Source organism: Pedobacter sp. UC225_61 (assembly GCF_044452285.1).
In the GTDB taxonomy this organism is placed as follows: Bacteria; Bacteroidota; Bacteroidia; order Sphingobacteriales; family Sphingobacteriaceae; genus Pedobacter.
The window spans coordinates 2,204,514-2,229,598 of sequence record NZ_JBIOAL010000001.1 but is presented as its reverse complement, the minus strand read 5'-3'; the positions used below and the strand labels follow the sequence as shown (position 1 = coordinate 2,229,598).

25 protein-coding genes are annotated in these 25,085 nt (G+C 33.5%); 19 read left to right on the top strand and 6 right to left on the bottom strand.

The features are described 5' to 3' along the window. Positions 1 to 2 precede the first annotated feature (2 nt). Both ACHMWN_RS10360 and ACHMWN_RS10355 read right to left on the bottom strand, forming a co-directional pair. Positions 3 to 2,051, bottom strand: a complete 2,049-nt coding sequence (locus ACHMWN_RS10360; protein WP_397300550.1) for a BatA domain-containing protein — start codon at positions 2,049 to 2,051, stop codon at positions 3 to 5. A 52-nt stretch (positions 2,052 to 2,103) separates the two neighbouring features. Then, a complete protein-coding gene (locus tag ACHMWN_RS10355) occupies positions 2,104 to 2,943 on the bottom strand; it encodes a TlpA family protein disulfide reductase (protein WP_397300548.1) in 840 nt (279 codons plus the stop codon). Positions 2,944 to 3,228: 285 nt separating this feature from the next. Between ACHMWN_RS10355 and ACHMWN_RS10350 the strand changes: the two genes are divergently transcribed. Further along, complete coding sequence (locus tag ACHMWN_RS10350; protein WP_397300545.1) at positions 3,229 to 4,020, top strand: murein L,D-transpeptidase catalytic domain family protein; 792 nt, start codon at positions 3,229 to 3,231, stop codon at positions 4,018 to 4,020. 51 nt (positions 4,021 to 4,071) lie between these two features. Here ACHMWN_RS10350 and ACHMWN_RS10345 read toward each other — a convergent pair whose 3' ends face one another. Then, positions 4,072 to 5,607: a L,D-transpeptidase family protein gene (locus tag ACHMWN_RS10345; protein ID WP_397300543.1), complete on the bottom strand. Its 1,536-nt coding sequence runs from the start codon at positions 5,605 to 5,607 to the stop codon at positions 4,072 to 4,074. 39 nt (positions 5,608 to 5,646) lie between these two features. Continuing rightward, the gene (locus ACHMWN_RS10340) at positions 5,647 to 7,224 is read right to left on the bottom strand and encodes a L,D-transpeptidase family protein (protein WP_397300541.1); all 1,578 of its coding nucleotides are present in this window, start codon (positions 7,222 to 7,224) and stop codon (positions 5,647 to 5,649) included. A gap of 270 nt (positions 7,225 to 7,494) precedes the next feature. On the opposite strand from ACHMWN_RS10340, the gene hisG reads away from it, so the two are divergent. The 10 genes from hisG to ACHMWN_RS10290 all read left to right on the top strand — a co-directional run bounded on the left by hisG (position 7,495) and on the right by ACHMWN_RS10290 (position 16,373). Then, on the top strand, positions 7,495 to 8,346 hold the full coding sequence (gene hisG / locus ACHMWN_RS10335; RefSeq protein WP_397300538.1) for an ATP phosphoribosyltransferase: 852 nt from the start codon (positions 7,495 to 7,497) through the stop codon (positions 8,344 to 8,346). A 67-nt stretch (positions 8,347 to 8,413) separates the two neighbouring features. Beyond that, on the top strand, positions 8,414 to 9,700 hold the full coding sequence (hisD, locus tag ACHMWN_RS10330) for a histidinol dehydrogenase (RefSeq protein ID WP_397300535.1): 1,287 nt from the start codon (positions 8,414 to 8,416) through the stop codon (positions 9,698 to 9,700). Positions 9,701 to 9,801: 101 nt separating this feature from the next. Beyond that, on the top strand, positions 9,802 to 10,842 hold the full coding sequence (gene hisC, locus ACHMWN_RS10325; protein ID WP_397303573.1) for a histidinol-phosphate transaminase: 1,041 nt from the start codon (positions 9,802 to 9,804) through the stop codon (positions 10,840 to 10,842). Next, the gene (gene hisB, locus ACHMWN_RS10320) at positions 10,842 to 11,975 is read left to right on the top strand and encodes a bifunctional histidinol-phosphatase/imidazoleglycerol-phosphate dehydratase HisB (protein WP_397300532.1); all 1,134 of its coding nucleotides are present in this window, start codon (positions 10,842 to 10,844) and stop codon (positions 11,973 to 11,975) included. Before hisC ends, hisB begins: the two co-directional genes overlap by 1 nt. A gap of 7 nt (positions 11,976 to 11,982) precedes the next feature. Continuing rightward, positions 11,983 to 12,576 carry an imidazole glycerol phosphate synthase subunit HisH gene (gene hisH / locus ACHMWN_RS10315; RefSeq protein ID WP_397300530.1) on the top strand — a complete coding sequence of 198 codons (594 nt, stop codon included), beginning with the start codon at positions 11,983 to 11,985 and terminating at the stop codon, positions 12,574 to 12,576. 1 nt (position 12,577) lies between these two features. Next, positions 12,578 to 13,327, top strand: coding sequence for a 1-(5-phosphoribosyl)-5-[(5-phosphoribosylamino)methylideneamino]imidazole-4-carboxamide isomerase (gene hisA / locus ACHMWN_RS10310; protein WP_397300527.1), 750 nt, complete (start codon positions 12,578 to 12,580; stop codon positions 13,325 to 13,327). Between the two features lie 94 nt (positions 13,328 to 13,421). Next, a complete protein-coding gene (gene hisF / locus ACHMWN_RS10305) occupies positions 13,422 to 14,177 on the top strand; it encodes an imidazole glycerol phosphate synthase subunit HisF (protein WP_397300524.1) in 756 nt (251 codons plus the stop codon). Further along, on the top strand, positions 14,174 to 14,761 hold the full coding sequence (gene hisIE / locus ACHMWN_RS10300; protein WP_397300522.1) for a bifunctional phosphoribosyl-AMP cyclohydrolase/phosphoribosyl-ATP diphosphatase HisIE: 588 nt from the start codon (positions 14,174 to 14,176) through the stop codon (positions 14,759 to 14,761). Before hisF ends, hisIE begins: the two co-directional genes overlap by 4 nt. Positions 14,762 to 14,769: 8 nt before the next feature. Further along, complete coding sequence (locus tag ACHMWN_RS10295; RefSeq protein ID WP_397300519.1) at positions 14,770 to 15,678, top strand: WD40 repeat domain-containing protein; 909 nt, start codon at positions 14,770 to 14,772, stop codon at positions 15,676 to 15,678. A gap of 53 nt (positions 15,679 to 15,731) precedes the next feature. Next, positions 15,732 to 16,373 (top strand): YceH family protein, encoded by a 642-nt coding sequence (locus ACHMWN_RS10290; RefSeq protein ID WP_397300516.1) that lies wholly within the window; start codon positions 15,732 to 15,734, stop codon positions 16,371 to 16,373. Positions 16,374 to 16,435: 62 nt separating this feature from the next. Here the strand turns inward: ACHMWN_RS10290 and ACHMWN_RS10285 are convergent, their stop codons facing one another. Then, the gene (locus tag ACHMWN_RS10285; protein ID WP_397300514.1) at positions 16,436 to 17,215 is read right to left on the bottom strand and encodes an NlpC/P60 family protein; all 780 of its coding nucleotides are present in this window, start codon (positions 17,213 to 17,215) and stop codon (positions 16,436 to 16,438) included. 94 nt (positions 17,216 to 17,309) lie between these two features. Here ACHMWN_RS10285 and ACHMWN_RS10280 point away from each other — a divergent pair, with 94 nt between their 5' ends. Further along, positions 17,310 to 17,753, top strand: a complete 444-nt coding sequence (locus tag ACHMWN_RS10280; protein WP_397300512.1) for a universal stress protein — start codon at positions 17,310 to 17,312, stop codon at positions 17,751 to 17,753. Positions 17,754 to 17,866: 113 nt separating this feature from the next. Here the strand turns inward: ACHMWN_RS10280 and ACHMWN_RS10275 are convergent, their stop codons facing one another. Continuing rightward, positions 17,867 to 18,217, bottom strand: coding sequence for a 4Fe-4S dicluster domain-containing protein (locus ACHMWN_RS10275; protein WP_397303570.1), 351 nt, complete (start codon positions 18,215 to 18,217; stop codon positions 17,867 to 17,869). A gap of 77 nt (positions 18,218 to 18,294) precedes the next feature. Between ACHMWN_RS10275 and ACHMWN_RS10270 the strand changes: the two genes are divergently transcribed. The 7 genes from ACHMWN_RS10270 (at position 18,295) to ACHMWN_RS10240 (ending at position 24,990) form a co-directional block, all read left to right on the top strand. Then, entirely contained in the window at positions 18,295 to 19,314 is a 1,020-nt protein-coding gene (locus ACHMWN_RS10270; protein WP_397300510.1) for an acyl-CoA reductase, read from the top strand. A gap of 97 nt (positions 19,315 to 19,411) precedes the next feature. After that, positions 19,412 to 21,322, top strand: a complete 1,911-nt coding sequence (locus tag ACHMWN_RS10265; RefSeq protein ID WP_397300508.1) for a gliding motility-associated C-terminal domain-containing protein — start codon at positions 19,412 to 19,414, stop codon at positions 21,320 to 21,322. A gap of 50 nt (positions 21,323 to 21,372) precedes the next feature. Next, positions 21,373 to 21,576, top strand: coding sequence for a fructose-6-phosphate aldolase (locus ACHMWN_RS10260; RefSeq protein WP_173268513.1), 204 nt, complete (start codon positions 21,373 to 21,375; stop codon positions 21,574 to 21,576). Between the two features lie 2 nt (positions 21,577 to 21,578). After that, on the top strand, positions 21,579 to 22,262 hold the full coding sequence (locus ACHMWN_RS10255) for a cell division ATP-binding protein FtsE (RefSeq protein ID WP_397300505.1): 684 nt from the start codon (positions 21,579 to 21,581) through the stop codon (positions 22,260 to 22,262). A 160-nt stretch (positions 22,263 to 22,422) separates the two neighbouring features. Beyond that, positions 22,423 to 23,004 carry a nucleotide exchange factor GrpE gene (locus ACHMWN_RS10250; RefSeq protein WP_397300502.1) on the top strand — a complete coding sequence of 194 codons (582 nt, stop codon included), beginning with the start codon at positions 22,423 to 22,425 and terminating at the stop codon, positions 23,002 to 23,004. A gap of 2 nt (positions 23,005 to 23,006) precedes the next feature. After that, a complete protein-coding gene (dnaJ, locus tag ACHMWN_RS10245; protein ID WP_397300499.1) occupies positions 23,007 to 24,176 on the top strand; it encodes a molecular chaperone DnaJ in 1,170 nt (389 codons plus the stop codon). Positions 24,177 to 24,273: 97 nt separating this feature from the next. Next, positions 24,274 to 24,990 carry a DUF72 domain-containing protein gene (locus tag ACHMWN_RS10240; protein WP_397300496.1) on the top strand — a complete coding sequence of 239 codons (717 nt, stop codon included), beginning with the start codon at positions 24,274 to 24,276 and terminating at the stop codon, positions 24,988 to 24,990. The last annotated feature ends 95 nt before the right edge of the window (positions 24,991 to 25,085 follow it).

Here is a 25,085-nt window from a genome sequence, read left to right as displayed (position 1 = left end):
TATCAATGAGCTCGCAAGCTCGGTTTTGAGATATGATAAAATCGGACTAATAGTATTTCAATCGCTAAAAAAACTAATGTCAAAATTAGACAAAGTTTCCATAACTCTGTTCCATTATTTTTTGCGGCAACAGCTGATGCAATGTTATCGGATTTTGGATTTAAAAATGCGACTTGCTGTTTATCAAACAATTTTTGTAAATCTCCTTGTGCAGTATAGTGCATATCTGATTCTGTTCTGTTATCATTAAAAGCAACAACTGCTAAAGTCGAATCACCTTTTTCAATTTTGTAAAAGCCTGCTTTTTTAACTTGATCTGCAACACACAATAACGTTTTTCCATTCGCTTGACGTAATTCTGGGATCACTTCAAAATTATCTGCTACTAGTTTTAAAGATTGGTTGGCGCCTACATTTATTTTTTGACTTTCCAACATATTATCTTTCATGGCCGTATAATAAATAGGTTGTTCTTTAGCACTTGCAAAAGCGATTTTATACATTAACGGCACAAAAACTGGATGTTTTGCAAAATTACTATCTTCGTTTGATAAATCTGTAGCTGATAAATAAATCTGGCCATTGCCAATAGGATATCGAGCAAAAAACAATTTGCCAGCAGGTAAATGCAATAAATTTTCCCTGTTACTAGTATTACTTTCCACAAAGCTGAAATATCTGTTTACTTGTGGTAAATCTAGATTTTGAGGTAAAGTTTCAAATACATCTTTAAATAGCGGATGTTTTAATTCTATGCCGCTTACTTTCGTTGGTGTTGTATTTAATTCGGCAGCTGCCGGAAGATTTAAGGCTGTTAAAAATGCTGAATAATTATTTTTATCAGCATCTAAATTTGGAAAAATAACTACCGAACCACCATTTGAAACATAGGATTTAAGTTCTTGTGCTAATCCACTTGATGGGCTTTTTAAACTATTTATTATTATTAAACTATAACTTGACAAAGCTGAATAATTGATATTCGCTTCTGGCATTTCTGTCAATTTAAAATAAGAATCAGCGCTAAACAATGCTTTGATGTATTTTTCGTCTGTCTTTGCGTTTATACTTACTACTTTTTGATCAGCACTTACTTTAAAGCTAAAATTAAGTTCATCATCAAAAGTTAATGGAAAATCTTTCAAACTCACTGTCCCCTTTTGCCAGCCTAAACCCAAACCACTAAATGAAAGTGTATCGTTTTTTGTTTTACCCGCTTCAATTGTTAAACTACTAATTGCTTTTTGCTGTGTATTTATATTCAGTTTTAGCGGAATATTTTTAGCCACCTCATCGCCATAATTGCGTAGTTGAACCACCAATTTTTCTGTGGTATTAGCTTGGTGCACTGGAGATAATAACCAAACGCTGTCTACTGCAACATTTGGCAAATTATTAGCATTCAGTTTAACTAAAGATATATTCGTATTTGCATCGGTTTTTATACGTTCATCTCCAGAAAATCCTTTTTGAAAGTCTGAGATTACATACGCAAATCGATTGCTTACGCCTGTAAAAACACTTTGTTGTCGATTCAATACTTGTTGTAATTTTCTACTTGCGGAAGAAATTTTAATTTCATCAATGGCTTGCAACGCTTCATCCGCATTTACTAAACGTTGGTGTTTACCTTCAAAATCATTCGTTAATACCTGAAACCTGTCATTTATTTGAAAAGCTTTGATGACTTCCTTTGCTTTGCGCTTGGCTTCATCAAGCAAACTTCCCTCCTTATTTACAGCATCCATGCTATAAGAATTATCAATGTAAATACTTACGCTGTTCCCTTTATTTTGATCGATTTTACTAGCAGATGGCAAAAATGGACGGGCAAAAGCAAACACCAAAAACACAATTGCTAGTATCCGACAGCACAGAATAAGTAGATTTTTCAGTTTTTCTCTTGAAGAATTTTGCTCTTTAATTTCTTTCAAAAAAGCAACATTGCTGAAATAAACTTTTTTAAATTTTCGAAAATTGAATAAATGGATGATGATCGGAATAGCGACCGCAAAAAGTGCAAAAAGAAAGCCCGGATACAGGAAATTCATTAAAAATCAAAGATAGAAAAATTATGGAAATTAGCGAATTGATAAATAAAACTTACTTTGCAATCTCCTTTGCCAATGCTTCATCTAATTGAATATCATCTGGCAAAGCTCTAACCATAATTCCTTTTCTATTAATTAAAAAATGAGTTGGATAGACCTGCACATTTAATTGTTTAGCCATATAATTTTCTTGATTTGGTACTGTAGCATAATCAAATTTTACTCGCTTAAAGAATTGCTGTAATGCTGATTTATTATCCATTGCTAAACTAATAAAGAGTATATCTTTCCTATCTTGATACTTTTTTACAATTTCATTTAATGCCGGCATTTCATTTACACAGGCAACACAGCCAATAAACCAGCATTTGAACAATACAATTTTTCCTTTTGTATTTTCAGAAGTATATCTTTTTCCATTGATATCAGTGAAATCAAAGTGTGGAATGGGTTTTCCTTGCATTTTGAAGAAAATCAATTCATTGCGTGCGAATTGTTTCATATATGCTGAAATGTTAGGATCTGCTTTTACTGGTATTTTAGCAAGTTGATAATTTAACTGCTCATCTTTTGAATTAAGAATTAACGGAAAATATAACCCCGATTTTAGTTGGCTTAAGAACTGTAATTTACTGATAGGCTTACCACTTGAATTAAAAGCAACAAAATCTTTATGTAATTCTATATTTCCTGTATAATACTCCCAAAATTTACCAAAGTTTACAGTAATATTTGCTTCAGCAATTTTTGGCAAACCAATTCTAACATTTGCTTTTTCGGGAGATTTTATCTTCTTTACGTTCTTCCTATGCACCTCTGTTTTTCTAGGCGCTTGAGTGCAAGAGATTAAAAACACAAATAAGCAAGAAAGTAACAGTTTAACAGTTCTCATAATTTTATTTTAATACAAGATAGCAAATAACTATAAATATAGGAGAAGAGAGCTTTAAAAAGCTTTCCATTAAAATTGAACTCAAAAACTTTAACTCCTATTTGGAGTATTTTCTTCAAAATGCTTTAAATCAATAAGTTGAATTAGTCATGAAAAGGCAATAATAGAAGTTCATAACTATTGGAAGTAAAATATTGCGTATATTTGTATTACAATTCAAACATAAAATAAGCGCCTATATAAAAAACTCATACTTAGATTTTAGTGAACGAGATACCGAAAATTATGAGAAAATACATTTTAAGAACCGCAGGATTTTTATCAATCGCATTTTGCCTTACCATTACAGGATGGAAAGCTGTTAAGAAAAAAGAACCCACTATTAAAAGTAAAGTAGTTAAAAGCAGTACGATTGCTGGGGTGGATAGCATTTACATTAAACACGTTAACGATTTGTATAACGCTGCTCATTTAAAAGAAGCAGGGTTAAGTTTTCCTGTGTTCGAAAAAGCTCTAACAGGTTTTTACAATCTGAAAAAATCTGGTCAGCTTTCAAATAAATCAATTTTAAGCATTGCTGATTTTGATCAACTAAGTACAAAAAAGAGACTGTACATTATTGATTTAGATAAAAAAGAAGTTTTATTAAATACTTGGGTTGCACACGGACAAAAAAGTGGGGATGATGCTGCAATTAATTTCTCCAATAGGAACGATTCTTTTACTAGTAGTTTAGGCTTTTATGTAACTGGAGAGGTTTACAAAGGCATACATGGTAGATCGCTTAAATTGGACGGAATGGATCAAGGCTTTAATGATCTTGCAAGAAGTCGTTCTATAGTTGTTCACGGTGCATCTTATGTAAGCCAGGGAACTATTAACGCATTAGGCAGATTAGGTCGTAGTCAAGGTTGCCCAGCTGTTGCACCTGAAGTTGCTGATGAAGTAATTAATACAATTGGAGATAAAACTGTTTTGTTTATCAATAAAAGTGTTGAGACATATTCATCTAAATATCTAGATGAAACACTAGCTGCAAATTTTGCTGTAGACTCAGCTACACATTTAATGGATTAATTATCTATAAATTAAAAATAGAAAAGGAGGAATTGAATTCCTCCTTTTTTTTTATGCCAATCGTTGTAAATACGTATACAATACAATATCTAATCCATATACGTCTTTTCTGAATTGGAGTTTTCCTGCCTCATCAACCCAGCACGTAAAATAAGTTAAATATACAGGTACTTGTTTTGGCAAGCCGATGTCAGTTGCAACAGGGTTTGGACTTTCCATTCCTGCTTTAATTTTATCATATTTAGCACCCTGACCAAACAAGGCCTCCGCTAGTTCTAAAGGTTTTTCTAATCTTATACATCCATGGCTAACAGCTCTCATTTCATATGTAAAAGGTGCTTTTGCTGGTGTGTCATGTAAATAAACACTGCTCTCGTTATTAAATAAGAATTTAATTTTACCTAAAGAATTATCATCTCCAGGTCTTTGTTTAAATGAATATTTCTTACCCACATTTCCATCCGACCAATCAATTGTTTCTGGATCTTCTATAAGCTGTCCATTATCAAAAACATCAATATTGTTATTTGCTAAATAATAAGGGTCTTTAGCAGCATATTTTGAGATCTCATTTGTAGCAATACTTTCGGGGATATTCCAAACCGGATTAACCTGAACACTATGGATCATACTTTTTAACTGAGGTGTTTCTCTATTAAATGGTCTGTCTTTTTTGAGATCATTTTCGTCGTACTCCACTAAATTATCCGTGTTATTCTTATTTCTACCTTCTCCTACACAAACTTTCATATTTAACACAGATTTTCCATTTTCTACCACATCTAATTTAAAATCAGGGATATTTACCCAAACGTATTTATCTTCTGTAGGGAGATTTTTCCATCTTAAACGTTCTAAATTCACTTTTAAAACTCTTTCTGCTTCTTCCTGACTTATTCCAGGAATAACAACTTTGTCCTTTAATGCTTTTTGTAAAGCCAAATATTGTTTTTCTTTAGGCTGGATGCTGTCCAAAAAGTTTTTAATGTCATTCGTTTGAAAAATTTGTAAAAAACTAATGCTATCAGGCCTTTTTGTTGCAGTGTAATATTGCGCATAAATCTTTCTAGGACTAATTATTCCAAATTGCAAGGCATTACTATAATTACTAAGAGAATTTGCTGCAGAAAGTTCTAAATCAATTAAGACTTGGTAGGCTTCATCAACTGTTTTGATCTCTTTTTTATTATATGTTTTTTCAATTAGCTCGTTTAATTCATTTGTTCGGAATATAGCCGGATCTAAACCATGATCAACAGAACTATTAAGTACCTCAACTGCTTCTTTTAACTTGTCTTTAGGTAAGTTCTTCATTAAAATGACCGGTTCAAAATCATTAGCCTCATAAAATGCCTTTAAAAACTTAGGGTTTCTATACTGGCTTTTTTGTTTCTCAAAAGTAGATTTGAATTTCTCAACGAAGGTTTCAGTTTCTATATCTTTAAAGATTTTATTTCTAGTTTCTTTAAAAACTACTGCGCCAATATCAGAGTGGCTTTTCTTACAAGATTGTAAAATAAATAAACATAATGCGCCCAATAAAAACAACTTTTGAGCGATAGATTTAGGATAATTTTTAGATGTCATGTACACCTAATAAAATTACATCCTCTTTTGTTTGAAATTTTACATAAATTTTTTAATGGCCTCCCAAAGAATTCCATCATATTCATAAACATCTGGTCTAAATTGAACTTTTCCTTTTTCTGCCCAAGCGGTATAATAGCCAATTACAACAGCTACATTTTTCCTAGTAGAGAACCAAGATGGTTTGAGTTGAAAAGTATTTAGTGTATCTGCTTTTTTGGCTAATATTTTTCTATATCTTTTATTGCGGTTTGTATCAATTGGAGGCAAATTAACTTCCATTCTTAATTCGTCGTATTGATTTTTATCTTTAACCATTAATTGTGCAAATTTTAATGGTTCTTCTATCCGTACACAACCGTGACTAATTGCTCTATTGGTTAACTTGAACCCATATTTGTTGTTCGTATCGTGTAGATAAATGCTTGAACTATTATCAAAAATAAATTTGAATTTCCCTAATGCATTTCCTTCTCCAGAGCCTTGTTTAAACGTAAATGGCAATTTTTCTCTAGCATATTTATTCCACTGAATAGTATCTGGATCAAGCACTTGTTTTCCTTTGTAATATACTTTTATGTTACTATTTGATAAATAGTAAGGGTCTTTTCTTGCCATCCAATAGATCTCACTTTGTGCAATACTTACAGGAATATTCCAAATTGGATTTACCTGTATCGAATTAAAAACACTTACCAATTGAGGTGTTTCGTGATTCTTTGGTTTATCATCTAAGTTGCCAGACTTTAAGAACAGTTTCATTTTTTCTGTGTAAGTCGCTTCTCTTTTGCCACCAACACATACTTTCATATGAGCTAAGGTATCTTGCTTATTAAACCATGTCAATGAAAAATCTGGAATATTTACCGCCACAACCTCATCAGTTTTCACCGGTAATTGCCAGCGCAAACGCTCCATATTTAACTTTATAGTTCTTATTGCAGGATCATTTTCATTTTTAATGCTATCGCGATAAAAAGCTAACATTGCTTTTAAGTCTAAATAGCCTTTTGATTTTGGTTGAGCATTTTTTAATGAAGAAATTATATCAGTTGTATTTAAGAGCGAATCCATTCTTAAACTATCCGGACGATGAACATTAATGTAATAGCGATTATATATTTTCCGAGGATTTACAATTCCATATTTGATAAAACTAGCGTATTTTAAAAAAGCATCAGCAGTTTTAATTTCTAATTCAGCAATAAGTGGATAAACTTCCTCAATACTTTTAAATTTATTCTCATTTAATGTTGTCAGAAGAGCTGTTAGGTCTTTTATTTTAAATACTTCTGGATTAAAACCATCTGCAGTGCTCCTTTCTATATAATTTTTTAAAGTATCTAAACCACCATTGGTATAAAATCGTGTAATTAGTAACGGGTTATTTTCGTGGGCGGCATAAAAAGCCTTTGTAGTTTTTGGATTGGACAAACTACTGCTCAATTCGTTCATTTTTTTACTGAAAATGGGATTATAAAATGCCGTATCGAATTTATAATAGAGTTTATTTTCAAAATGTTTTGCTAATACAGTGGCTATTTGTGGTTTTTCTTTAAACCATCCACAAGAGTTCAAAAACAAACATGAAAGGATCAATAGGAGCGTTTTCTTCAAAGTATAATTAGTATTTAGATGATAGTTTCTTAAGGTAACTATATTGATTGCTTCAAATAAAATGCCATATTTTTTTGATTTCACATTAACAAAGCTATATTTGCATCATCTTCTGCCCAAAATTACGGAAAGAAAAGCAATATATGATCCAAGTTTTAAACCATCACGTACATTTACATCATCGCCATTGTGGCGATAGATAGATATATGTTTTGTACGCAAAACGGTTTTTAAACAGATTCAATATTCTTATTCCTAATTTTATACAAAGTGAAAACACTTAAAATCGCTATCCAAAAATCGGGTAGGTTAAACGAAAAATCAGTAGAAATTCTTAAAAATTGTGGTCTTTCTTTCGAAAACTACAAAAGTTCATTAATAGCAACCGTAGCTAATTTCCCTCTAGAAATTCTTTTTTTAAGAGATGATGATATTCCAGAATACGTTCAAGATGGCATTGCAGATTTGGGTATTGTTGGAGAAAATGTAATCATCGAAGCAGGTGCAAATGTGTCTTATTTGCAGAAGCTAGGCTTTGGAAAATGCACCCTAAAAATTGCTGTTCAAAGCACCAGTAATATCACCGAATTAGCACAATTAAATGGCAAAGCAATTGCCACTTCCTACCCTGTAATTTTACAAAAATATCTTTCAGAAAATAACGTCGATGCCCAGATTAGAAACATCTCTGGATCGGTAGAAATTGGTCCAGGTTTAGGATTAAGTGATGCGATTTTCGACATCGTTTCTACAGGTGGCACTTTGAAAAGCAACGGCCTAAAAGCATTCAAAAATGTGATGGATTCTGAAGCTGTTTTAATTGCTAGCAAAGGGGTGGAATTAAATCCTGAAGTATTAGAATTATTGCAACGCATACAATCTGTACTTAGAGCAAAAGCTACAAAATATGTGGTATTAAATGTAGCTAAAGAAAACTTACAAGCTGTGGTAGATTTATTACCAGGAGTAAAAAGTCCTACTGTAGTTCCATTGTTTGAAGAAGGCTGGGTCGCTGTACATTCTGTAATTGCAGAAGAAGATTTCTGGGAAAAAATAAATGGATTAAAATTAGCAGGTGCTCAAGGGATTGTAGTGATGCCAATTGAAAAAATCATTACATAATTTAGCTTAAAACGCTAAAAATAAGTAATTTTTTATTAACTATTAGTTAAATACAAAACATAAAGCATTGAAAATCTACGATTATAAAGATTTAACTCAACAAGAAATAGAGGAATTATGTTCACGTAAGGTGGAAGATGATACTTTAGTCTATTCGAGAGTTCAAAGTATCATTTCTACTGTGAAATCTGATGGCGATTCTGCACTCCTCTCCTACGCTGCACAATTTGACAAAGTAAAATTATCATCACTTTTTATCGGCAAAGATGAGCTAATCCAGTTGGCAAAACAAATCCCAAAAGAAGTAAAAAATGCCATTGATGTTGCTTATCAAAACATCTATAAATTTCACGAAGCGCAGCTAAAAACTGAAGGAAAAATCGAGACGATGCCTGGTGTAAATTGCTGGAGAGAAGCTAGAGCTATTGAAAAAGTTGGGCTATATATCCCAGGGGGAACAGCAGTTTTACCAAGCACTTTTTTGATGTTGGGCATTCCTGCGAAAATTGCCGGTTGCAAAGAAATCGTGGTGTGTTCTCCTCCACAAAGTGATGGAAAAATCAATATGTATATCGCTTATGTTTCTACACTTCTAAACATCGAAAAAGTATATTTAGTTGGTGGCGCTCAAGCAATCGGAGCAATGGCATTTGGGACTAAAACTATACCGAAAGTTGACAAGATTTTTGGGCCTGGAAATCGGTATGTAACCGAGGCAAAAAAGCTAGTTCAAAACACCGTTGCTATTGACATGCCAGCTGGCCCATCAGAGGTTTTAGTAGTAGCGGACGAAACTGCAAATCCTGCATTTGTTGCTGCTGATTTATTAGCACAAGCTGAACATGGAATTGACAGTCAAGCCGTATTAGTTACAACTTCAAAAAAAATTAGTGGTGAAGTAATTTCAGCAATTGAAAAACAATTACTTGATTTACCAAGAAAAAATATCGCTCAAAAAGCAATTGAGAATTCTTACATCGTCTACACCGAAAATTTAAATGAGGCAATGGAATTTAGTAATACTTATGCTCCTGAGCATTTAATCTTGGCTACAGAAAATTTTGAGCCCCTTATTTCATTAATTAGGAATGCGGGCTCAGTGTTTTTGGGAAATTTAACTCCAGAAAGTGCTGGCGATTACGCGTCAGGCACAAATCATACTTTACCTACAAGCGGTTTTGCTAAAGCCTTTTCAGGGGTTTCAATCGATACTTTCCTTAAAAAAATCACTTTTCAGCATTTATCAGCCGAAGGTTTACAAAACATTGGCAACACAGTTGAGGTTTTGGCTGAAGCAGAAGGTTTACAAGCACACAAAAATGCGATAAGTATACGATTGAATTTGATTAAATAATAGATCGTCATTTCGAGAAAAGCCGAAAAATCTTTGAACTCTGTTTAAAACAAATGAAAAATATCTCTCCACAAGGTAGAGATGACGAAAAAACGAATAAAATGGATATTAAAGACTTACAAAGAGAAAATATAAAAACCCTTAAACCTTATTCTACTGCTAGAGATGAGTTTAAAGGACAAGCAAGCATATTTTTAGATGCAAATGAAAATAGTTTTGGTTCGCCATTACCTGCAAACTATAATCGCTACCCTGACCCATTGCAACTAGATTTAAAAGATGCAATTAGCAAAATTAAAGGTGTACCTATTGAAAATACATTTTTAGGCAACGGTAGTGATGAGGCCATTGACTTATTATATAGGGCATTTTGCAATCCTGGAAAAGACAACGTCATTATTCTTCCTCCCACTTATGGGATGTATGAAGTTTCTGCAAATATCAACGATGTTGAAATTAGAAAGGTTGATTTATTGCCTAATTTTCAATTAGATTTAGAGAAAATTGCAGAATCGATTGATGCAAATACAAAAATAATTTTTATTTGTTCACCAAATAATCCTACCGGGAACTCAATTAACAGAACAGATATTGAGACGATTTTAGCGAATTTTAAAGGCTTGGTAGTGATTGATGAAGCTTATATCAATTTCGCAAAACAGAAAACATTTATTCAAGAATTAACTGAATATTCTAATCTAGTCATCCTTCAAACGTTCTCTAAAGCTTGGGGATTAGCGGCTTTACGTTTAGGAATGGCGTTTTCATCACGCCCAGTAATTGATATTCTAAATAAAGTAAAACCGCCTTATAACATCAACCAAGCTACTCAAGATTTAGCCTTAGCAGCTTTAAATAATATTCAGCAAGTAAATGAGTGGATTAAAATAACTGTTTCAGAGCGTGAAAGATTGAATACTGAATTGGCCAAATTAACGCTTGTAAAAAAAGTTTATCCTTCTGATGCTAATTTTATATTGGTAGAGGTGATAGATGCGTTGAATACCTATAATTTACTGGTAGATAAGGGAATAATAGTTCGTGATCGTTCAAAAGTATCACTTTGCGAAGGTTGCTTAAGAATTACTGTGGGTACAATTGACGAAAACAATCAATTATTAAATATTTTAGAAAAATTATAATGAGAAAAGTATTGTTTATAGATCGCGATGGCACATTAAACATCGAACCTGCGGATGAACAAGTTGATAGTTTTGCGAAGTTAAAATTTTATCCAAGATCATTGTATTACCTTTCTAAAATTGCAACAGAGTTGGATTTTGAGTTAGTTATGGTTACTAATCAAGATGGTTTGGGTACTCCTTCAAATCCTGAAGAAAATTTTTGGCCGGTGCATAATTTTATGATTGACACTTTCGCAAATGAAGGTGTGGTTTTTAGTGAAATTATAATTGATAGAACATTTGCAAAAGACAATGCCCCTACTCGCAAACCTCAAACAGGCTTGTTGACTAAATATTTGGGAGAAGACTACGATTTGAAAAATTCATTTGTAATCGGCGACAGATTAAATGATGTGATTTTAGCAAAAAATTTAGGTGCAAAAGCTATCTTCTTGCGTCAGAATGATGCATTAGGTAGTGCTGAAGGAATGGCTAAAATTGAAGAGCTAACAGATGTAATTGCCTTAGAAACTCAAAAATGGGAAGATGTTTACACTTTTTTAAGAGCTGGGGCGAGAAAAGTAAATCATGTCCGCAAAACGAATGAAACTGACATTACGATTAATTTAGATCTAGATGGAACTGGTAAAGCAACGATTAAAACTGGTCTAAATTTCTTCGATCACATGTTAGATCAAATTGCTAGACATGGAAGTATGGATTTAGATATTATTGCCAATGGCGATTTACATATTGATGAACATCATACGATTGAAGATACTGGAATTGCTTTAGGTGAAGCTTTTGCACAAGCTTTAGGTAATAAATTAGGTATAGAACGTTATGGTTTTTGTTTACCAATGGATGATTGCTTGGCACAAGTTGCTATAGATTTTGGTGGCAGAAACTGGATTGTTTGGGACGCAGATTTTAAACGTGAAAAAGTAGGCGATGTACCTACAGAAATGTTTTTTCACTTTTTTAAATCCTTTAGCGATGCAGCTAAATGTAATTTGAACATTAAAGCAGAAGGCGAAAACGAACATCACAAAATAGAAGCTATCTTTAAAGCTTTTGCAAAAGCAATTAAAATGGCGGTTAAACGTGATGCTGAAAAATTAGTTTTACCGAGCACAAAAGGGTTATTATAACTGAAAAATGATTGGAATAGTTAATTACGGAGCTGGAAATATTTTCTCTTTAACTGCTGCTTTAGAAAGGCAAAACATCGTCTATGGCATGGTAAATTTAGAAACTGATTTAGATAACTATAGTCACATTATTATTCCTGGAGTTGGACATGCTGGTGCAGCAATGAAAAAGCTAGAACAAACTGGTTTAGTAACTGCTATTAAATCCCTAAAAAAACCTGTACTTGGTATTTGCGTTGGCATGCAGTTAATTACTCAACATTCGGAAGAAGGTGACGCTAATTTATTGGATATCATTCCATTAAAAACTAAACTTTTTAACAAAGATTTAGGTATTAAAATTCCTCACATGGGGTGGAATACTGTGGAATTTAAAAACAATTCATTATTTAAAGATGTTTCTGTGGGTACACAGTTTTATTTTGTGCATTCTTATTTTATTGAATATAACCCTACTTTTGATATTGCATCTGTTAATTATGGAAACAAATTTTCGGCAGCAATACAAAAAGATAATTTTTATGGCGTTCAGTTTCACCCAGAAAAATCTGGCGAAGCAGGCGAACACTTATTGAAAAACTTCTCAAACATAAATTCATAAAATGTACATTATCCCTGCAATTGATATTTTAGATGGAAAAGTTGTCCGCTTACGTGAAGGCGACTATAGCCAGAAAACAGAATATGATGTTTCCATTCAGGAAATGATAGAACGCTACCGCTCAAACGGTACAGATTTTATTCATATTATTGATTTAAATGGAGCAAAAGGCGATTTTAGCAATCAAAAAGCATTATTCGACATTATTAAAAAAACCGATATGCGGGTTCAATACGGTGGTGGGATACGAACTATTCAGCAAGTAAACAACTTATTAGATTCTGGAATTCATCGCGTTATTGTTGGTACACAAGCCATTAGCAATCCAGATTTTTTACCAGAATTGAGTGCCGCTTTTGTTAAAAAAGATGGCTATGCCAATAGAATTGTAATTGCCATTGATGTGTTAGACGAGGTAATTAAATATTCTGGTTGGATGGAAAGTTCTCCGATAAAATTAATGGATTACGTTGATAAATGTCTTGCTTTAGGTTTCTTCCGCTTCTTATGTACTGATATTAATAAAGATGGAAAATTAGGAGGTGCAGCTGTAGATTTATACAAGAAATTACTTGATCACTCTCCTTTCATTAAATTAATCGCATCTGGCGGAGTAAGTTCTATGGATGACATCAAGGAATTAGCGCAATATGACATCAGAAGTGTTGTTGTAGGCAAAGCGATTTATGAAAACAGAATTTCTATTGAAGAAATTAAGGAGTGGAATTTGAAAGCGTTATCATCAATATAAAATTAACCTCATTGCGAGGCACGAAGCAATCTTTCAACGATAGCTTAGTCCTTTAGGATTGCTTGGTTCCTCGCATTGACGAAACTATAATAAAATGCTTTCGAAAAGAATTATTCCTTGCCTTGATGTAAAAGATGGCCGTACAGTAAAAGGCATCAACTTTGTTGATTTACGTGATGCTGGCGACCCAGTTGAATTAGCAGCTCAATATGCAAAACAAGGAGCAGATGAGTTGGTATTTTTAGATATTACTGCCACTCATGAACGTCGTAAAACGATGATTGAGATGGTAAAATCTGTTGCGAGACAATTAAACATTCCATTTACAATTGGAGGCGGCATTACTGAAATCGCTGATGCAGAAGCACTTTTAAATGCAGGTGCAGACAAAATAAGCATCAATTCTGCGGCGGTTAAAAATCCTCAATTAATTGCGGATTTAGCTAAAACGTTTGGTGTTCAATTTGTGGTTTTGGCAGTCGACACCAAGCATATTAATGGCAAAAACATTGTCCATTTAAACGGCGGTCGATTAATTACCGAGCTAGAAACAGAAAGTTGGATTAAGAAAGCCGAGGATTTAGGAGCTGGAGAAATTCTATTAACCTCCATGGATCATGACGGTACCAAGCAAGGTTTTGATTGCGATTTACTTGGAAAGATAAATAAGATGATTAATATTCCTATTATCGCATCTGGTGGAGCGGGAAACACTGAACATTTTACAGAAGTTTTCCAAAAAGCTGGAGTTGATGCCGCATTGGCAGCATCTGTATTTCATTATGGAGAAATATTAATCCCAGATTTGAAACAAGAATTAAAAAGAAATAACATCCCAGTAAGGATATGAAAATAGATTTTGATAAAGGAGACGGTTTGGTTCCTGTTGTAGTACAAGATGATCAAACGTTAGAAGTTTTGATGTTAGGCTACATGAATACAGAAGCATTTGAAAAAACACAAAATGAAGGTAAAGTAACGTTTTATTCTCGCTCTAAAAACCGTTTATGGACTAAAGGTGAAGAAAGTGGAAATTTCCTTTTTGTAAAATCTATTCATATCGACTGTGATAACGATACAATACTTATAAAGGCAAAACCTATTGGGCCAACTTGCCATACTGGCAGCAGAAGCTGTTTTAAAACAGACTATAATCAGAACTTCATTTTTGAATTAGAGAATATTATTAATGATCGTTATGAAAATCCTATTGAGGACTCATACATCAATAAAATGCGCAAAAAAGGCTTAAATAAAATTGCGCAAAAAGTTGGAGAAGAAGGAGTTGAAACTGTTATTGCAGCGCTTGCAGAAACTGAAGAAGATTTTATCGGAGAAGCATCAGATTTACTTTTCCACTTACTATTTTTATTAAAAGAAAAAGGGCTATCCATTCAACATATTGCTAAGAATTTAGAGAGAAGACATAAATAGTCGAATTCATGCTTAAACACTTACAAACCTTTTCTGGTCATCAAAATCCTGTGTATGCTTTAGCATTTTCAGATAAAGATGGTATATTTTTTAGTGCTGGAAATGATAAAGGGGTTGTAGAGTGGTCGCTTAAAAACATGGCTTTTGTAATGGTTAAAGTGCCTGTCCAAAGCTCTGTTTATGTGCTACACAATTACAATAATAAACTATTTATTGGTGAAAGAAGTGGTGCCTTTAGTGTATATGATTTTATAGAACAGAAAATTATAGCTCGTGTAAATGCACATGCGAAGCCTATTTTTGATATAAAAACTATCAAAAGTAAAAATGAGTTATTAACTACAGGAGAAGACGGTGCTGTCGCCATTTGGTCGTTAACAGATTTTACTGAAATTTATCGTTTTCAAGTAGCTTACGATACCGTTAGATGTATTGCAATTTCTCCAGATGAAACCGAAATCGCCCTTGGTTGCAAAGATCATTTAATTCGTATTTACAATTTGGCCGATTATAGTTTAAAGCAAACTTTAGAAAGTCACAAATTCGGTGTAACCTCTTTGGCTTATCATCCCACTGGGAAATATTTAATTTCGGGTAGCCGAGATGCGCAATTAAACATATGGAGTTTGGTCCATGGCACAAATTATGAGTTGACACAAACTGTTGCTGCACATTTATTTACTATTTATAATATTGTTTTTCACCCATCGCTACCCTATTTTGCTACAAGTAGTCAAGATAAAAGCATTAAACTTTGGGATGCTGAAAGCTTTAAACTTTATAAAATTTTAAGTTTAGAAAAAACTGGAGTTGGGCACACTCATTCTATCAACAAGATTAGTTGGAGTAATGATGGAAAATTTTTGATTTCTACAGGAGATGACAGGAAAGTGATGGTTTGGGAGATGGAAGGTTAGTTGAAAATTAGCTAATTATTTTTAGTTTTAACGAATTACTATATCTTGGCCTCATGGACACAAAAAATTTACCAGTTTTAGATGCAGCACAAATAAGAATTTTAGGCGCTTTGATGGAGAAGTGCAAAACTACGCCAGATTATTACCCAATGACTTTGAATGGGTTAGCTGCTGCTTGTAATCAAAAAACATCTCGTAAACCAGTTGTTCAATATGATGATTCGACGATAACTACTGCACTCAATTCTTTAAAAATTGCCGGATTAATCTCTACTGCAACTGGTGGCTCGATTAGAAGCATTAAATACAAACATAACTTCGCTATCGTATTTCCTCTTGTACCTTCGGAAGTTGCAGTAATGTGCCTGTTGTTTTTACGAGGACCACAAACTCCTGGCGAAATCAATACAAATTCCGGAAGATTATATGAATTTGAAACTTTAGAAGAAGTTCAACAAGTTTTAGAAAAATTAGCCAACGAAGAACCAGCTTACATTAAACAATTACCTCGTAAACCAGGACAGAAAGAGCAACGTTACATGCATTTATTTGCTGGTGATATCGAAACTTTCGAAGAAGAATATATTGCAGACGAAAGTCCAAAATCTACTAGTGATTTAGAAGAACGTTTAACAAAAGTTGAAGAAGAACTTGCCGAGCTGAAAGAAAATTTATCCAAGTTAATGACTGACTAGGCCTTTAGCACCTTGATTTAAACATTATCATTCGGACTCTTAGACTAAAAACTTTCGCACTTTTACACGAACCTCTTTATAATTCTCAATTTGTGAGTGTATTTACCTAATTCCGCATTATAAATCCCCTGATCATCAATTGGGTCTATCCTTACTTTTCCTGCAGCATGAATAATTTTATCATTGCTTAGCATTAAACCTACATGAGTAATTTTCCCATCCTCGTTATCAAAAAAAGCTAAATCTCCCAATTGAGCTGATGCTAGAAAATCAACTAACTCCCCTAGTTCTGCCTGTTGAGAAGCATCCCTTTTAAGTTGTAATCCATTTAATTTATAAACAGCTTGTACAAAACCAGAGCAATCTATACCAAACAAAGTTCTACCTCCCCATAAATACGGAGAATTCTCAAAAAACTTAGCCGTTTTTTCAACTTTTGTCTTAAAATTTGTTTTATCAGGATGTATTGGCGTAAATTTTACCTCAAATTTTTCATCTCCTAAGTAACAAAATCCATCTTCGTAAAAGGGCAATGTACTACCAGGGCTTAAATAGTAAGCACTTCCATCGTTTGCAATTAAAGTGTTATTCAACTGAATTGGAGTAACGTAAACATGATCATTATCGGCTGCAAATTGCAAATCAGAAATCTTTTGTAGTTGCTTATAATCCATCCAACCTTCATAATTATCATGATGAGTTTTGATCAAACACCATTTTTCAGTTTTCTCTAAAATCTTAACTCTATCTCCAAACAATAATTGAGATACAATTTCACTTCTATCAGATGGTTCCTTTCTTAATGGCGCAACAGCAATTCGACAAACGTGGTAATTATCCATATATAAAATGTATTTCCAAAAATAGTGATTAACATCACAACATAAACATTTACATTTTTTATTTGTTATTTTTATGTACTTAAATGCTTGAGCCATGAATTTCAAAAAAATATTAATTGCTGTAGATAACAGTACATGTTCTGAAAAAGCAGCAAAAGCTGGCTACGAAATGGCAACAAAATTTGGTGCAGAAGTAGCGCTTTTGAATATTATAGAGCCTGCTCCAGCAACTGTAAATCCAGATTTTACATTAGCACCAGTTTTTATGGAGATGTATGACAATAGCGAGGAAAATAGTCACACTTTACTTAAAGAAATATCATATAAACACGGAAACGGAATTCCAACTACTTATTTAACAAGCTTAGATACAGCAACCCACGGCATTATTCAACAAGCAGAGGAATGGGGCGCTGAGTTAATTGTAATTGGAACACACGGTCGATCTGGATTATACCATTTTTTAATGGGTAGTGTAGCAGAACACGTGGCTAGAAAAGCTGCTTGCCCAGTTTTAATTGTACCTAATAAGGATTAATTAAATTTTCAATTGCAATTCTCAATTGACAGAAAATTAATGAGCATTAAAAAAGGAGATTTAAATAAAAATCTCCTTTTATATTATAAATTAATTGAAAATAGTGAATTAAACTATCCTTCTTGGTGTAACCAAGCTTTTTTAGCTAATAATTCTTCTTCTGTTTCACGAACATCTTCATCGTCAACGCAGCAATCAACCGGGCAAACCGCAGCACATTGAGGCTCATCATGAAAACCCTTGCATTCTGTACATTTATCAGAAACTATATAGTAAACTTCATCTGAAACAGCTTCTTGCGAAGCGCTAGCATCTATCTGTTGTCCACCAAAATCAATAATACCATCTAAATTAGTACCATCAGAAAATCTCCAGGCTGTACCTGCGTCGTATATTGCATTATTTGGGCATTCTGGCTCACATGCTCCACAATTAATACATTCGTCTGTTATTTTAATCGCCATGTCTTCGTATAAATCTATTGCTAAGTTTAACTTTGCACTGCAAATATAACACATATTCATTTATAATAGTTCTAAATATGTCATCACTTACCAAAGGAAAATTAATTATTGCATTAAAAAAGCTAAGCGAATTTATGGTTAACACTAGTTCAGAATTTAATGCAATAGTACAATCTGTTAGCCATAGCAATGCATGGTTTACTCCAGAGGAAGTAAAAAAAGCGCTTAAATCCTTAAGTAATATGCTGAATGATCATGATTTAGAACAATGGTTTGAGCACATTCAGCTTAATGAGGATCCTAAAAAAGTGGGATTGATTTTAGCCGGCAACATTCCTTTAGTTGGCTTGCATGATGTAATTTGTGTGTTAGCGACTGGAAATATTGCTATGATTAAAATGTCATCATCTGATGATAAATTATTACCTGCTTTATTAAAACAATTAATTTCTTTTGAACCAGCACTCGAAAATCATATTGAATATGCAGAGCGATTAAAAGATTTTGATGCGATCATCGCCACTGGCAGCAATAATACTTCTCGTTATTTTGATTACTATTTTGGCAGAGTCCCTAACATCATCCGTAAAAATAGAAATAGTGTTGCTGTTTTAAATGGTAAAGAAAGTATAACTGAATTAGAAAGTTTAGGCTATGATGTTTTTGATTATTTTGGTTTAGGATGTAGAAATGTATCTAAAATTTATGTTCCTGAAAATTACGATTTGAAGAATTTCTTCGAGCCGATTGAAAAATATCAACCAATTATTAATCATTTCAAATACAACAATAATTACGATTACAATAAATCCATTTATTTGGTAAACGGCGTAAAACATTTTGATAATGGTTTTATTTTAGTGAAAGAGGATGAAACGTTTGTATCGCCTTTGGCAGTTCTGTTTTACGAAGAATATAGTTCTATCGAAGATGTAGAAGCGAAATTAAATGCACAAGATGAACAAATTCAATGTGTAGTTTCAAATGTCCAATTGGAAATTAGCAAAGAAAAAATTGGATTTGGTGAAAGTCAAAGTCCTAAACTTTGGGATTATGCAGATAATGTTAATACAATTGAGTTTTTGCAAAAACTGTAATAGCCTATAATTACCACAACATTTACACAACAAAGTTGATCTATATCTAATAGACTATAAAAAATTGCTACTTTGTTTAAAATTTATCTAATAGCAATTGAAACCAACATTTTGCAAGTATTTTATTGCGCTTATTTTATTCTTTTCTTTTTCAGAAATTAACGCTCAAGTGTGCAATGGCACATTGGGAGATCCTGTAATTAATATTGATTTTGGAAAAGGCGCTAATGCATTTGGTTCTCCTTTAACATTTGGAACTACTAATTATAATTTTGTGGGTGGTACACCAAATGATGGTGATTACACCATTTCACAAAACACCTTCGGAATGCATAGCAGTGGGAATGGTTGGTTTCAAATCAATAATCATACGCCAAATGATGCAAATGGGTACATGATGGTGGTTAATGCATCTAATAACCCAGGTATTTTTTATCAAACAACTATTACTGGTTTATGTCCGGGTACAACTTATGAGTTTGCCGCATGGATTATTAATATTTTAAACTATTCTGGTATTAAACCTAATGTTACTTTTCAGATAGAAACTATAAGTGGGACAGTTTTAAAAAGCTACGATACTGGCGATATTTTAGAAAATACAACCGCTACGTGGAAACAATATGCGACTACATTTACTACATCCAGCAATGCTGATATTGTTTTAAAAATGATAAATAACGGTCCTGGCGGTAATGGAAATGATATTGCTTTAGACGATATCACATTTAGAGCATGTGGACCAACAATTACGCCTTCAATTAATAATGTCGTTGGTGTAAATGCAGATTTATGCGTTGGACAAAGCAAAACCTACAACCTTGCTGCACAAGTTTCTGCAGGATATAGCGATCCGGTATATCAATGGCAATCGTTTAATGGTTCAACTTGGATAGATATTCTTGGAGAAAACACAACTCAAACTACCGTAACTTTTACAAATGCTGTTGTTGGAACCTATAAATATCGTTTGTCAGTAGCGGAGCGACCAAATATCAATTCTGTAAATTGTAGAACTTCTTCGGCAATTTTAACCATACACGTAAACGAGAAACCAAACCCTATTGCTAGTAATAGTGGTGCAGCTTGTGTTGGTTCAGTTATTCAATTAAATGTTGATCAGGGTATTTCTTTTAGCTGGACTGGACCAAATGGATTTACGTCTCTGTTTCAAAATCCAATTATACCAAATGTAAGCGCAAACTCAAGTGGTATATATACTGTAACCGTTTTTAATGCTTCCGGTTGTTCTAATACAAGTCAAACTCAGGTGCAAGTTTTACCGCAAGTTATTGCTTATACTAATATTACAACCGCCACAATATGCGAAAACGAAAGCTTCGAATTAGAAGCGAGTGGTGGTTCTAGCTATACGTGGCTTCCTACAGATGGTTTATCAAATCCAAATAGTGCAACCCCGATCGCAACTCCAAAACAAACCACAATTTATACTGTAAAAGTTTCAAATGGCACTTGCTTTACTACTAAACAAATACTTATTACTGTTTTAAAAAATGCATCAGCAAATGCTGGAGGAGACAAAAAATTATTTCTTGGTCAGTCAGTTACATTAAAAGGGAATGCTACAGGAGATAATATTACCTATTTATGGTCACCTATTGATTATTTAGATGATCCAACCAAACTTAATCCAATTGCAACCCCTCCAAATGACATCACCTACACACTAACTGTAAACTCTAATTGCAATGTGAGCACAGATGATGTGTTTGTAAAAGTTTACCCAAAAATAGAAATACCGAATACATTTACACCCAATGGAGATGGAATTAATGATACTTGGAATATTCCATCGATAGCTGCATTTACTAATCCAAAATTAAAAGTAGTGAACAGAAATGGTCAGTTGGTTTTTGAAAGTTCAAATCCACAACCATGGGATGGAAAATCTCACGGTAAAAATTTGCCAATAGGCGTTTATTACTATACTCTTTATTTGAATGAAGATTTTAAGATATATTCTGGATGGGTTTTATTAACCAGATAAAATCGATTATTTCAATTCAATTATCAGCTAGAAATGTTATTTTTGGGCAAATGTATATCATAAAAGTAAAAGGCATTGCCAAAATACCCGATTACGTACAGCTAAGGGATGAGAAGTTTACATTATTAGCTTATTTTAGAGTAGATCGCCCTGATAAATCTTTAGAGAAATTAGGCTTTGGCGATAAGCTGCCTTACATTATGAACATTATAAATGATTTACCTTTTGGACAGGTTACCAAATTAGATATTTAAACATGGCAGAAAACATAGTTATCAACTTACAAAAAGTAGATGTTTTTCAACAAAAACACTTGGTTTTATCAAACGTAAATTTAGACATAGCCAAAGGCGAATTTGTTTTTTTAATTGGTCAAACAGGTTCTGGAAAAAGTAGTTTGTTGAAAATAATTTATGGCGATTTACACATTGGAAATGGTAGTGGTACAATTGCAGGCTTCGATTTAAAAAACCTAGCTGATAAGGATGTGCCTTACTTGCGTAGAAAACTAGGGATTGTGTTTCAAGATTTTCAGTTGTTAAGCGATAGAACAGTTGAGCAAAATTTAGAGTTTGTTTTAAAAGCAACTGGTTGGAATGATAAAAACCTAATTAACGAACGCATTAAAGATGTTTTGGAGAAAGTTGGTTTACGTTCTAAAATTAAAAAAATGCCTCACGAAATTTCAGGGGGTGAGCAACAGCGTGTTGTTATTGCTAGAGCATTGTTAAATAATCCAGAAATTATTTTGGCCGATGAGCCAACAGGAAACTTAGATCCAGATACATCTGAAGAAATTGTGTTGTTGTTAAAGCAAATTAGCCAAAGCGGAACTGCTGTTTTAATGGCAACTCACGATTATCATATCATCCGCACTTTTCCTTCACGAATTATTAAATGTGAAGGTGGGGTTGTACATGAGGATGCACAAATTGCTTAATCAATTAAATTAACATCATAAATTCATTGTCAGTCAATCAGCCATTCTGTTCAGTCATACCTAATTAAAACTGACAGCATGGCTGATTTTAGGTATTGGCAACACTTTTGAGTTTGAACAATCCAAAGGAATCCCTTTGGGAAAAACACGAGTATACAACATGTTTAATAAGAAGAAAAAGGAAGAAGAACCAGTTATTAAAAATAACGAGGTAGAGCAAGAAATAGAAAACGCACAAAGCGAAGAAACTCATAGTGAAGAAAATGCAGCTACAGAACCTGTAGTAGAGCTTTCTGCAGAGGAAAAATTACAGCAAGAAAATGCTGCTTTGAACGATAAATATTTACGCTTATTTGCAGAATTTGATAATTATAAACGCCGTACACAAAAAGAACGCGTAGAATTATTGCAAACAGCTGGAAAAGATGTAGTGGTTTCTTTATTGCCTGTTTTAGATGATTTTGAACGTGCGCTTAAAGCGACTGAAAATGCAACAGAAGTAAGTGCCATTCGTGATGGTATTATGTTAGTGCAAACTAAGTTGAAGAACATTTTAGGTCAAAAAGGATTAAAAGAAATGGAAAGCATTCATACTGTTTTCGATACAGATATACACGAAGCAATTACTAAAATACCTGCACCATCTGATGATTTAAAAGGTAAAGTAGTTGATGAATTAGAAAAAGGTTATACGCTAAATGACAAAGTAATTCGCTTTGCAAAGGTGGTAGTAGGTAGTTAACAATGAGCAAAAGAGATTTTTACGATATACTTGGCGTAGCCAAAAACGCATCGGCGGAGGAAATTAAGAAAGCTTACCGCAAGTTGGCTATTAAATATCACCCGGATAAGAACCCTGATGACAAAGTTGCAGAAGATAAATTTAAAGAAGCAGCAGAAGCATATGAGATTTTAAGTAACCCAGAGAAAAAACAACGTTACGATCAGTATGGTCATGCGGGTGTTGGCGGCGCAGGCGGTGGCGGCGGCTATGGCGGTGGCGGCATGAATATGGAAGATATCTTTAGCCAATTTGGCGATATTTTCGGTAGTGGTGGCGGAAGTCCATTTGATAGTTTCTTTGGTGGTGGCCAACAATCTCGTAGTGGTGGTCGTAGAGTAGCTAAGGGTAGTAATTTACGTATTAAGGTTAAATTAACACTTGAAGAAATTGCTCATGGCGCTGAGAAAAAGATAAAAGTTAATAAACAAATCACTTGTAAAACTTGCGATGGTAGCGGTGCGAAAGATAAATCGTCTGTAAGTACATGTAAAACTTGCGGTGGTAGCGGCGCAGTTCGTAGGGTAACTAATACTATTTTAGGACAGATGCAAACTACTGCAACCTGCCCTACTTGTCATGGTAGTGGACAACAAATTACAGCTAAATGTAATGTTTGTCATGGTGAAGGAACTACTCGTGGTGAAGAAACAATTACCATAAATATTCCTGCCGGTGTAAGTGAAGGTATGCAATTAAGCATGGCTGGCAAAGGTAATGCTGCTCCGAATGGTGGTGTTCCTGGCGATTTAATCATTTTGATTGAAGAATTACCTCATGATACATTAAAACGCGAAGGCAATAATATTGTGTACGATTTGCATGTAAGTATCGTTGATGCTGCTTTGGGTTATAGTGCTGAAGTGCCTACTATTGATGGAAAGGCAAAAATTAAAATTGAGCCTGGTACGCAAAGTGGAAAACTATTGCGCTTAAAAGGAAAAGGTATTCCTGAAATAAATTCTTACCATAGAGGTGATGAAATTATCCATGTAAATATTTGGACTCCTAAAGCGTTAAGTAGTGAAGAAAGAGCCATTTTAGAGAGTTTAAGAGAATCTCCAAACTTTAAGCCGCAACCTGGTAAAAACGACAAGAGTTTCTTTGATAAAATGAAAGAATATTTTGAATAAGAGAAAATCCCGACCAAATGGTTGGGATTTTTTTTAACCTCCCCCTAGTCTATTCTTGTAATACTAAACATTTAAAAACCAATTTTGTTAAGTTAACATGAATTGGCGTATTGGTTGTTCTGGGTTTTATTATAGTGAATGGAAAGAGGTTTTCTATCCAAAAGGATTGGCACAAAAAGATTGGTTTAAATTTTATTGTCAACATTTTAATACCATAGAAATTAATTCTACTTTTTATAAAATGCCAACTCAAAAATCTTTTGAGAAGTGGTATACTGAAAGTCCAGCTGATTTTGTGTTTACGATTAAAGCGCCACGGTTAATTACTCATTACAAACAACTAATAATTTGTAAAGAGCTATTGGCTGATTTTTATTTAGCAATAGGTAATGGCTTAACAGATAAACTGGCATGTGTATTATTTCAGTTTCCACCAAAGTTTAATTATACTGCTGAACGGTTACAGTTATTAATTGATTTGTTAGATCCAACTTTCAAAAATGTGGTAGAGTTTAGACATGCTTCTTGGTGGGATGAGGAAATTTATGCGAAACTTGCTGAGTATAACATCATTTTTTGCGGACAAAGTTATCCTTCTGCATTATCTGATAGTGTAGTGAAAAATAATCCTACAGTGTATTATCGATTGCATGGTAAACCAGTTCTATATAAATCGGAATATGCTGAAGAAGTGATGAAAAATTTGGTCCTACAAGTTCCTACTGAAACTGAAGAGGTCTTTATTTACTTCAATAATACTTGGGGAACTGGTGCTTTAATCAATTCAAGGCAATTGCAAAAGCTTGTTAAATAGTACATTTGAAATGTTCAAAAGAACTGCTTGCTTTAGATGCTAAACCCGATTAAAGTGAAAATACTTTTGTGGTGAACCATCTCGAATGTGAGTGC